Origin of the sequence: Paenibacillus litoralis, assembly GCF_046244365.1 — a bacterium.
GTDB lineage: Bacteria > Bacillota > Bacilli > Paenibacillales > NBRC-103111 > Paenibacillus_V.
Genome location: NZ_CP176395.1, coordinates 2,862,633 through 2,873,641, shown reverse-complemented (window position 1 = coordinate 2,873,641; position 11,009 = coordinate 2,862,633). Strand labels below are relative to the sequence as shown.

The window sequence follows — 11,009 nt, the reverse complement described above, 5'->3', positions numbered from 1 at the left end:
CTATCTCGCCCCTCTCTCCGCTTGTGCCGCATTCCCAACCGCCCCGTCCAGCATGATCGCGCCGCATGAAGGAACGGTCTGCGAAATGGCTTCGACGATGTGCGGATGGCAGGTAAACAGCACGATCTGATGCCGCTCCGCCACTTGCTCCAGCACGGAGCAGGTCCGAATCAGCCTTTCCTTATCAAAGTTTACCAAAATGTCGTCCATGATTAAAGGCAGTCGCGCTCTGCCGGCATATTCCTCCGCTAGCGCAAAACGCATCGCCAAATATAGCTGCTCCGCCGTCCCCCTGCTAAGCAGCGAGGAATCCAGATGATCGCCGTCCGGCTTCACGGCCGCCAGCCTTCTTTCGCCTAGCGGCGCGACAATCCGGGAATAGCGGCCTCCCGTCATCTGCGCGAAATGCTCGGACGCCCGCTGCAGCACGCCCGGCTGCCGTTCCCGTTCGTAAACGTCCCGCGCTTTTCGGAAGAGCGACGCACAGACGGCCAGCGTTGCCCAGCGGCCGCCTTGATCGGCGAACAGCGCCGTTTGCTCGGCGAGTCGCTGCACCGCTTCGCTTTGCCCGCCTCCGCCTTCCATCTGCTCAAGCTCGGCGCGCAGCCGTCCCCGGCGGTCGCGCCGCTCGTCGGCAAGCCGCTTCGTTTCGTCCAGCTTATCCCGAATCGCTTGACTGTCCGCTTTCAGTTCGTCGCCGCTTTTGGCGGAAAGAACGGCGCGCAGCCGTCCCAGCCGGCCGGATCCGGCTGCGGCTTCGAGCATGCCCTCCGCCTGCCTTTTTTCCGCTTCGAGACGGAAGCGCTCGTCATGCAACCGGACGCGGTGCCGGAATTGTTCCTCGCCGGCAGCGCCTGCGTCGTGCCACAGCCGCTCGATTTTGGCCTTCACCTTATCAATCGCGGAGCGTAGAAGAGAAAGCTCCTCCGCGAGCCTCTCTTCCTCCTCTTCCAGACCTTTCAGGACATGCGCCCTTTCCGACGCTTGGTCCGCCGCTTCCTTCCACCGTTTCAGAGCGAGAAGGACATCGTCTGCAGCCTCCTCTCCAAGAAGCTCGCAAACTTTGCGCTCGAACGCTTGCCGTTCTTCCGCAAGCGCATCGAAGCGTTTTGCCGCTTTTCTTTGGCGGGCCAACTGGTCCTGCGCTTGCTCGACAAGCAGGAATAGGTCAAGCGCGGCGGCAGGACTTAGCCCTGGCGGCCAAACTTGGCCGGCCAGCCAGCCGTCCCATTCCGCTTGCAGCGCACTCTTGGCGGCGGCCTGGCTTTCGCCGTCCGCTTCCGCCTGCGCGAGCCGCCTGCGTACCGCCGCATACGCCTGCGCCGCCTCATCGCGGCGCTCGCGGCACTGCCGCCAGCCGCGCTGCGCAGCCTGCCACGCCTCCGCCGCACGCTCGAGCGGCTCCAGCAGGCCGGCGCCGTCTAGCGGCGCGGCTTCGCCCGGCGCGGCCGCGAGCGCCTGCGCGGCGGCGGCGAGCTCGGGCGCGGCCGCGAGCGCCTGCGCGGCGGCGGCGAGCTCGGGCGCGGCGGCGAAGCGCGCCAGCCGCGCGGCCAGCGACGCCGCGAGCGGCGCGAGCTGGCGCTGCAGCCGCTCGCGCTCGCGCTGCGGCTCGGCCGCCTCGGGCGCGAGCGCCGCCGGCAGCGGGCGGCCTGCGCGGCGCGCTGCCGCCGAGCCGCGCTGCGCCAGCGCGTAGCCGCTGACCGCGGCGGCCAGCGCGGCAGCCGCGAGCGCAGCGGCGCTTTCGCCGGCGGCGAGCAGCGCGGCGGCCAGCACGGCGCCGCCGGCCGCGCTCAGCCAGGCGAGCCGCGTCAGCGCAGCGCCGGCGGCGTCGCCCGCGGCGCTGCGGCCGGCCGGCGGCGCCGCTTCGGCGCGCTGCGCGAAGTCGCGCTCGCGCTGCGAGGCGTGCCGCAGCTCAAGCTGCAGCTCCTGCAGCTTGAGCAAGTCGCGGCGCAGCTGCGCGAGGGCGGCGTCCGCTTCGCTCGCCGCACCGGCTGCTCCTTCCGCTCCTATCGCACCAGTCACTCCTGCTGTTCCTACCGATCCTATTGCTCCTATCGTACTGGCCATTCTGGCAGCACCTGCCGCACCAGCCGCACCGGCAGCACCTATTGCTTCTATCGCACTAGTCACTCTGGCCGCGCCGGTCGCTCCTGCTGCATCTGGCGAGCCTATTGCACCCGCCGAACCTACCTTCCCTGCCTCCTCTGCGGGAATTGCGAAACCGAGAAGCTCCAGCATCCGTTCGCGCTTAGCGGCTGCTTCGGCCAGCTCGTCTTCCCGCAGCTCGAGTTCGTGACGGGCTAGCGCCGTCTCTTCCAATCGCCGCGCCCGCTCCTCGGCAGCCCGCTCCTCCGCTCTAGCCGCCAGCTTGAAGCGCTCGCCGAATTCCCTCGTTTGTTCCCTCTTAGCCACCGTTACGATTTGACGGTCGAGCGTGTCCTCCGTCCAGCCTTCGCCGATTTGCCGCAGCAGCCTGCCAAGCTGCTCTTGCAGCTGCTCCAGCTCCAACCGGTGCTCCGTTAAGGCGATTGCGCCGTTCCGGTACCAGACGGTTCGTTCCATCAGCGGCAGCAGGTCGGAAGAAGCCGCTAATCGGGCATCCTCCTCCAGATAAGCCTTTAGCGGCCTTATCCGTTCCTCCTGCTTATCCAGCTTTAACCGAATCCGGCTCTCCTCTGCCGAAAGGCGCTCGAGCTCGCCGTTCCATTCTTCATAGCGTGCCATCGCCTGCTCGGGGAAAGGCGTTCCGGACGGGTCGTCCGGCTCCGGCAACAACCGCAGCTCGCCTTCGATCGTCTGAAGCCGCTGCCATCCGCTAAGCGCCTGCTCGCAAATTTCGAGCCAGACGAGCTCCGTGCGCAGGCGGGCTGCGGCCTCATCCGCTTCCCCTAAGGCTTCTTCCAGCCGCGCAAGCTCCGCCGTAAGCTCGTTGTAGCGTCCGGCCTTTTCTTTGCCATGCCGAACGTCGGCTTCAAGCTGCTCGATCGATTTAAGCGTCCGCTGCAGCTCTTGATTTTTGCCTCGCGGACGATACAGCTGCTCCATGTCCTGGGCAAGCTTCCGTTCCGCCGCCATGATCGCCGCTCCTCGCGAGCCCAAGCCCGCACTGTATAGATAGCCGCTCAGCTCATCGCTCGTTAGCGTCCGCAGTTCCTGCAGCTCGCTTAAACCGAATCCGAACAGGCTTTTGTACAGCTCGCCGGAAATGCCCCCCAGCACCGAATGTAGCGCCGCTTCTCCGCTTTCCGAAGAGCCGTCTTGACGGATCACGGTCAAGCTGCCGCCCGCTTGCGAACGGCCCCGCCCGGAGCTGCCCGGCAGCGTCTCGCGCCTTTCGACGCGCAGTTCGCCGCCGCTCTCGTCAAGCAGCGTAAGGTGACCGGAGGACAAGCTCCGCTGAGCCGCCGCGTCCGCTCCGCTTAGCGCCGGGTAACCGAACAGAATGGCTCTCACAAAAGCCATAAGCGTGCTTTTCCCCGCCTCGTTCGGGCCGAACACGACGGTTATTGGCTTGTCCAAATGGATCGTCCGGTCAGACGCCGCTCCGAAGCGCTCAATATGTATCGATTTAATGTGCATGCTCGTTGAACCTCCCTTCCCGCCCGCAAAGCTCCCCCGGCTTGTTGAACGCATCGGCCGCCTGCCCGGTGCGTCAGCCTTCCTCTTCTGCGAGCAGATCGATCGCAAGCTGCTGCGCCCCCCGAATCCATTCGCGCCGCTCTTCGTCGCCGAATGCCGCTTCCGCGTACTTCGCCGTCCGCGGATTTTCGAGCAGGGAAGCCGCCGCTTCTCCGCAAAACTGCCGAACTTTCTCATCGTCCTCCAGAAGCTCCTCGCACATGCGCAGCAGGTCGCCCAGAAAGCTTTTTTGTTCAAGCAGCATCTCGCGGTCAATATTCAGGCTTGTCCGAAGCTTTACCGATTCCAGCCAAACGAACGGACCGTAGACTGCTCTTTCCGTCTCCGTCTCGCGGAATTCCGCCGCCAGCTCTTCGAGATAGCCGGCTTTCGTCAGCTTCGTATGCAGGGAGCCGCGTCCCGTAAGTGTCAGGCGCACGAAAGCCGATCTGCCTTCCGCCTCCGATCGGATTTGTTCCAAGGTTCGCTCGATCCGATCCTTAAGCGTCTGATCCCCATCGGCATCCTCGATAGTCGCTTCCGCTTGAAACCATCTTACCGCGTCGAGCGCCCGGAAGCTTAACGTCGTCGTCCCGCTTTCCGTCACATCGACCACATAGCAGCCCTTCGCGCCCGTCTCGCGTACGCTTCTGCCCTGCGTATTGCCGGGATACACGACGAAGGGCGCTTCATGAAGCACGCGCCTCGTATGAATATGGCCGAGCGCCCAGTAGTCCATGCCGCTTGCCAGCAGCTCCCGGAGCGAACATGGCGCGTAGTTGTCGTGACCGGGATCGCCGTCGACGTTCGAATGAAGCATGGCGATATGGTAGGGCGCATCGGGTACGCGTACGTAACGCGCCGCCAAGTTTTCGGTAACGGCGGACGTACGGTAGGACATTCCGTATATGCGGGCCAGCGCCTCTCCCGAACGGGAGCGCGCCAGTACGCTTTCCGCTTCCTCGGACGAAAAGAAACGGACGGTGTCCGGCCATTCTAGCCGTGCCGCCCGTCCGTCGTCAGGATCGTGATTGCCGTGAATCACATAAACCGGAATGCCGCTTTCCGCGAGCCGCTTCATCGCTTTTTGCAGCCGCAGCTGCGCTCTTAACGAGCGGTCGCTTGCATCGTATACGTCGCCGGCGATAAGAACGAAGTCCGCGCGCTCCCTTTCCGCAAGATGAATAAGCGCATCCAGCGCGTCGAACGTCGAGCGCCGTACGGTATCGCGAACCGCATCGGGCAAGCCCGCCATTCCGCGGAACGGGCTGTCCAGATGCAGGTCGGCCGCATGTATGAATCGAAATGCCGGCATAAGCCCGGTTCCTCCTCGTTCCATTTCTATGTTCCAGCCAAGCCGATGCCAGCCGTTCATGCAAGTTTGGCTACTCGGCAGGCTTTATTTTATAAACTTCGTACATCTTGGTCATTTGCTGGATGACGCGGTTCAGCGAGTATGTCTTCTTCGCCTTCTCCCAAGCCGACCGCGCAAGGGCGTACCGGTAGGACGGGTCCGCGATCAATTTCTCCAGTGCGTGCGCCAGCGCATGCGGATCCTCCGGCGGCACGAGCAGGCCGTTCCGGCCGTTCTCGATCTGCTCCGATATTCCGCCGACATTCGTCCCGACTAGCGCAAGCAAGCAAAGCGCTGCTTCGGCGAACACCGACCCGAACGCTTCCGCCCGCGAAGGCAGCACGAAAATATCGAAGAAAGGCATAAACTCCTCCGGATGAAGCATATAACCGTAAAATATCGTTTCTTCGTAAATGTTCAAATCGACCGCCATCTGCTCCAGCTCCGGCCGGGACGGACCGTCCCCGATCAAATGCAGCACAAAAGGATGGCCCTTGGCCTTCAGCTCGGCGCAAGCCTTCAGCAGCGTATCGAGCCCTTTGGCCGGCACGAGCCGGCAGACGGAAATCAGCTGCGGCACGGCGTTTTCATGGGGAATCGGGCGGAAGCGCTTCTCGTCGAAGCCGTTCGGAATCACGCCGATTTTGTCCGGATCCTGCACGTAATCGCCGATATACTGCTTGAACGATACGGATACCGTGACGATCTGGTTCACCTTCTCCTCCAGCTCGCGATAGATGGAGGTCAAGAATGCGTGCTCGGGTCCGCCTTCCTTGATTTTGCCGTTAAGGACAAGCTCGCGCTCGTAGCTCGAGTGAATCGTCATAATGAGCGGCGTATCCGGATACAACTGCTTCATCACTAGAGCGGCAATCGGGTGATGCGCATGGATGAGATCGTATTTCTTTTTCAGCCGCATGCGCGTCCACCATACGTAGTCTTTATAGGTTTGGATATATTTGTCCACGATCGGATTACCGGCATATTTGATCCAATCGAACGTCTGGAAACGGACGTCCTCGGTTCCTTTGCTTCTCACGCGCTTCGGCAGCGAAAAGAGCTCCATGTCCCAGCCCTTCTTCGTGTACCGCTCCTGAATATACGGAATCATGGAAGAAACGCCGCCCGGCTGCTCCGGCGGAAAAAACAACGCTTGTAGTATATTCATGACTTCCTCCCAAACTTCCCACTGGCTGCAGATCGTTCTTTCCCTATTGAAATAATCGTTCACACGGATTAGGATGCCGCTAAAATCTATTCGCAAGACTCGGTTTAAGCGGGCATGAAGCATAGAAAGCGAAAAATTTCGTTTTCTATGCGCTAACAGAACACATGCTCTTATGTTATTGTAACTCGTAGCCGATAAATTTGCTATAATGGATTCGCACTGGTTGTCCCTGGAAGAATGCGGATTGGCTCGAAGCGCAATACCGCAGCTCTCCTCCGCGCTCGTCGTCGCACAGCCGCAGGACCGCAGGCGAAGCATGTTTCATTTTAACCCGGCGGCGGCCATATGCGTTTGCGGGATCGTGTAGGAGGATGCGGATGGATGGACTTCAGTTGTTTTACGGCCCGCTGAGGCCGGTTTTCTTCTCTTCACTCATATTAATTATGCTGCTGCTCATGTTTATGATGTCGCTGCGCTTGTATCTTAGCCGGCGTAAAAAATCATACGTGACGTTTACCGTCGCCTTGATCATGCTCATGCTCCAGTATGCATTCATCATTACAACCGAGATTTCCGGATCGGCGGCCCAAGATTGGGCCATATACGGCGTTCGCCTGCTCAAAACGCTGTCGTTCATCTATGTGAACTGGGGCGTGTACCGCCTCTACAACTCCTCGGCCGCCAAGCAGCAGCTCGTTTTCACGCTCCTAACGGTCGTCGGGGTCGTGCTTTCGCTGATCCACTTTGCGGCGGCGGACGGATTCGGGGGCACCCCGGGGCAGCTTCGGCTGCTGCAGGATTTTTGGCTGGAGCTTTATTTGTTTCTCGTTCTGTTTTACTTTTATGCCCGCATAACGCCGCGCATCGGACAAACGACGAAATATCAGCTCGGACTCGCCTTGTTTTTTGCCGCGCACAGCGTTCACGTCGTTCATGAATACGGCCTGGACGGACAAGTCCCGTTGTTATCCCTCATCGAGGATGCTCTGACCGTTTCGTATTTCATCATGCTGTTCCTTCTCTTGTTCGAACGGGTCGTCGAGCTTCTGCAAGCCATCTACACCAGCTCTATAACGGATGCGCTAACCGGGCTCTACAACCGCCGCTATTTTATGAATCACGTCCAGCATTATGTACACCATAACGTGCCGGTTTCGGTCATTTTTAGCGACATCGACAATTTCAAAAAATTGAACGACACGCTTGGGCACCAGCGCGGCGACGATGCGCTTCGTCAGGTGGCCCATATCGTGAAGGACGCGTGCGCGGAAATCGGCGTTTGCGGGCGGTATGGCGGCGAAGAAATGGTCGTGCTCGTCACGGATACGGATACCGACGTAGGCGAGCTTGCCGAAACGATCCGCCGCCGCGTCGAGGCGGAGGCAGGAGTCACCGTCAGTATCGGCTACAGCAAGCTTAAACGCGGGGTTACGCCGGACGCGCTCGTGAAGCAAGCCGACGAAGCCATGTATAAAGCCAAAACGACCGGCAAAAACAAGGTTGCCAAATACGTTAAGCAAGCCCCCATGCAGATCGGTTAATCCGCGGCTAGCGGCGTACCTTTCGTGCGGGCTGCCCAGAAGGGGGAATAATCGCGATGCAATTCGAAAAAGGCTGGGATAAGCTGCTCGAGGTGACCGGTACGAAGGGCGCCCAAACGATTGAGCGGCATCATCAATTTTCGCCGGATTTGTGCCGGTTCATTGTCGAATTCGCCTACGGGGACATCTATTCGCGCCCGGGGCTCGACTTGTCCAAACGGATGATCGTGACAATCACCGCGCTCATCACCCAAGGAGACTGCGAGAAAGAGCTGTCCGTCCATATCGGATCGGCGCTGAATGCCGGGCTGTCGCCGGAGGAAATCGTCGAAGTCGTGCTGCACTGCATCCCGTATATCGGCTTCCCGCGCGTGATGAACGCGATGGCGATCGTGCGGGCGGTATTCGCGGAGCGCGGCATCGCGTACGGCACCGGCGAATCGGCTAATCCTGCTGCGGAATAAGGCCAAGAGGTTCAAAAAAAGCAGTCAATCTCGCTTTACAAGCGGTTTTGACTGCTTTTTCCTTTTTTTGTATGACCTTGTCATGTTAGCCGATTGGCGGCATGCACGTGGATGAACGCAAGGTTATACCTTGGGACTATAATTTGGTCCGAGTATTGTTGCATAGTGAACTTTGATTCACTAATAATGAACCCAGATTCACTATTTTCAGTCAAATAGTACGAAATCGGACGGATAGTGAACCGGATGTCGCTATTTTTCCGCCAGGTTCACTATTAGTGAGGTTAGCTTCACTATATGGCTCTGAAGGCCGTCTTTAGCGCATTTTAATGAAGTTTGGTTCATTATTACTGAACTTGGGTTCACTTTTTTGTTTGGCGATTGATTTGCATGTGTTAGTTTCGTTGGAGGATCCCCTCACTACGTAAACAACACACGCTTTTTGCGTTGTCGCCGTTCGTTCCGCCTATCGACAGATGTCTTCCAATACCCGTCGCTTACTCGCACAACTATTTTTCCCAATGCTCCGATCATACTCGTTCAAGCCCATTTCATTCCAAGAAAACCTGCCTAACTAAGAGAAAGTGCCGAAAGGCAGTTTAAGGTACTGCCTCCCACCTAATCGCAAGTAACGGAAATCACCTAGATCCCAATGGATGAGGGATGCTTCTCTTCCTTATTCATTTTCCCCGCTCATCCGCTCCCCTTCGTCCTTCCAGCCTTCACATGCTTGAGCTGCGCCACGATAATGACGCTGATTATGACGAGCAGAAACCAAGAGCTGATTTTGCCGAAGCCGACGAGACGCCAGGCTTCATGCTGGTCCGGGTACTTCCACGCGCCGAAAAAAGTCGCAATGTTCTCCGCAAGCCAGATGAAGAAACCGACAAGCAGGAAAGCCGCGGACAGCGGCATCCGGTACGTTTTGGCACGTACCGTATAGTAAATTCTCGTCCTCCAGAAGACGACGAAGACGAGCGCCGTGAGCCACCAGCGAAAATCCGGCAGGAAATGATGGGTGAAAAAATTCAAGTATATCGCCGCTCCGAGCGAGGCGGCCAGCGCCATGCCCGGCCAGCCGGTCATGTCCATCTTCAGCCGCCGCCATACTTGGCACATATAGCTGGCCACGCTTGCGTACATGAAGCCGCTGTACAGCGGAACGCCGAACCATTTGCTGATTCCGGGCTCCGGGTAAGCCCAGGAACCCATTTGTACCTTATACAGTTCTAGCGCCAGTCCGATGATATGAAAAACGCAGATGACCTTAATTTCGTCGATCGTCTCCAGTCCGCTCAGGTACATCATAAGCTGAACCGCAAGCAGCACAAGCAATATGAGATCGTACCGGTGGATAAACGGAATTTCGATCCATTTGGAAACGGCCAGCGTGCCGAAAATGGCGACGGGAAATATGCAGCTCATCGCCTGCTGATAGCCGAAATGCCAGAGCTGCCGGAATGCGGCGCTGAGCTCATACAGCCTCCCTTTCCGCTCCGCAGCAGGCCTCTGTACCTCATGGCCCTTTGGCGGTAACCCTTGTTTCGTCTGCATGTTTGCCTCCCTTCGATGACCGCAACCGTCAGTCGAGCCTCTTGACGGCGCTTCTCTGATTGACATTATACTTCAGCCGGAGGAACAGCGGGAGTCCCCGTCAAAATAACCCATTTGCTGTTACAAAAAGACTTTGACTTTACCCTCGGAACAAATAAATAGCGCAAGACTCTTAAAGAGCCTTGCGCTAGACATCTATTATTTGTTGAAACTCATGCTAGGAAATGAAACCGCCGGTCATCATTTCGCATGACTGCCGCCATACGTTCCGATTTGGCTGTTTCTAGTAGCTAACGAGCATCCCCATCGTTTGACTAGGGGATTCCTTAGCCAGCCGGTAAGCCGTATCCATTGAGTCCAGCGTATAGATCCCGGTTATCAGCGGCTTGATCGAAAGTCGACCGTCGGCCAGCAGCCGGGCGAACTCCTCCAAATTCCGCCCCATCGTCCAGCGCACATAACCGTACGGGTAATCCTTGCCTTCCTTCTCGTAATCCTGATCGTATCGGCCCGCCCCGCCCGCACGGGAAACCGTGATTTGCGCTTCCTTGGCAAACAGAGCATTGCGGTCGAATTCCGTATTTGTAATCCCTACGATAACGACCTTCCCTTTGTCGCGAATCCATTCGATCCCTTGGTCGACAAGCTTATGCGTTTTCGAGCTGGCGCATATAAGAACGGCATCGGCGCCCTTGCCGCCGGTCAGCTCTTCCAGACGTTCCTTCACTTCGTCATTTGAACGGCATGCCTCCACCAGTCCGGTGGACTCCAGCAGCATGCAGCGCTCTTCCATATGGTCAACCGCAATGACGCGATATGCCGCAGCGCGGGCGATTTGAGCGATCAACTGTCCAAGAATGCCGAGACCCAATACGACGACCGTCTCGCCGAAGCGAAGATCGGCCTGCCGCAGCGCCTGAATGCAAATTGTCGCAATCCCGGCAAACGCGGCTTCCTGCGGGTCGACATGCGCCGGAACCGGAGCGACATGATGCTTATACGCCAGAAAATATTCGCCGTGCGTCGGCACGCCGTAGCAGACAACGCGCTGGCCGACCTGAACGTGCGTAACGTCCTTGCCAACGGCTTGCACGATCCCCGTACCGCTGTAACCCAAAAACGTTTCCACGTTCTCCATGCCCAGCACCATCAGTTCGGTACCCGTGCTCAATGCCGAATAGTCCGTTTTGACCAGCACGGAATGATCCGTTACCTCCGGAACCGGTATATCGACGATCGTAAGCTTGCCGTGAACGCTTTTAGCCGCTCGCATAGTATTCCATCCCCTAATTTATAAATTGATGTACAAG

The 11,009-nt window shown here is 58.5% G+C and carries 8 protein-coding genes; 3 read left to right on the top strand and 5 right to left on the bottom strand.

The features are described 5' to 3' along the window. The 3 genes from ACKGJP_RS11525 to ACKGJP_RS11515 form a co-directional block, all read right to left on the bottom strand. Window positions 1–3,579 (bottom strand): AAA family ATPase, encoded by a 3,579-nt coding sequence (locus ACKGJP_RS11525; protein WP_409345795.1) that lies wholly within the window; start codon window positions 3,577–3,579, stop codon window positions 1–3. A gap of 73 nt (window positions 3,580–3,652) precedes the next feature. Beyond that, on the bottom strand, window positions 3,653–4,933 hold the full coding sequence (locus tag ACKGJP_RS11520) for an exonuclease SbcCD subunit D (RefSeq protein WP_409345794.1): 1,281 nt from the start codon (window positions 4,931–4,933) through the stop codon (window positions 3,653–3,655). A 70-nt stretch (window positions 4,934–5,003) separates the two neighbouring features. Next, window positions 5,004–6,140 (bottom strand): glycosyltransferase family 4 protein, encoded by a 1,137-nt coding sequence (locus ACKGJP_RS11515; RefSeq protein ID WP_409345793.1) that lies wholly within the window; start codon window positions 6,138–6,140, stop codon window positions 5,004–5,006. 244 nt (window positions 6,141–6,384) lie between these two features. Between ACKGJP_RS11515 and ACKGJP_RS11510 the strand changes: the two genes are divergently transcribed. From ACKGJP_RS11510 to ACKGJP_RS11500, 3 genes are read left to right on the top strand one after another with little or no spacing between them, the layout of a single operon-like run. Further along, window positions 6,385–6,507, top strand: a complete 123-nt coding sequence (locus ACKGJP_RS11510) for a hypothetical protein (protein WP_409345792.1) — start codon at window positions 6,385–6,387, stop codon at window positions 6,505–6,507. 10 nt (window positions 6,508–6,517) lie between these two features. Beyond that, window positions 6,518–7,681 carry a GGDEF domain-containing protein gene (locus ACKGJP_RS11505; protein WP_409345791.1) on the top strand — a complete coding sequence of 388 codons (1,164 nt, stop codon included), beginning with the start codon at window positions 6,518–6,520 and terminating at the stop codon, window positions 7,679–7,681. Between the two features lie 56 nt (window positions 7,682–7,737). Beyond that, the gene (locus ACKGJP_RS11500) at window positions 7,738–8,145 is read left to right on the top strand and encodes a carboxymuconolactone decarboxylase family protein (protein WP_409345790.1); all 408 of its coding nucleotides are present in this window, start codon (window positions 7,738–7,740) and stop codon (window positions 8,143–8,145) included. Between the two features lie 693 nt (window positions 8,146–8,838). Here ACKGJP_RS11500 and ACKGJP_RS11495 read toward each other — a convergent pair. Further along, the gene (locus ACKGJP_RS11495) at window positions 8,839–9,699 is read right to left on the bottom strand and encodes a DUF817 domain-containing protein (RefSeq protein ID WP_409345789.1); all 861 of its coding nucleotides are present in this window, start codon (window positions 9,697–9,699) and stop codon (window positions 8,839–8,841) included. A 283-nt stretch (window positions 9,700–9,982) separates the two neighbouring features. After that, the gene (locus ACKGJP_RS11490; RefSeq protein ID WP_409345788.1) at window positions 9,983–10,972 is read right to left on the bottom strand and encodes a zinc-dependent alcohol dehydrogenase; all 990 of its coding nucleotides are present in this window, start codon (window positions 10,970–10,972) and stop codon (window positions 9,983–9,985) included. Between the last annotated feature and the right edge of the window lie 37 nt (window positions 10,973–11,009).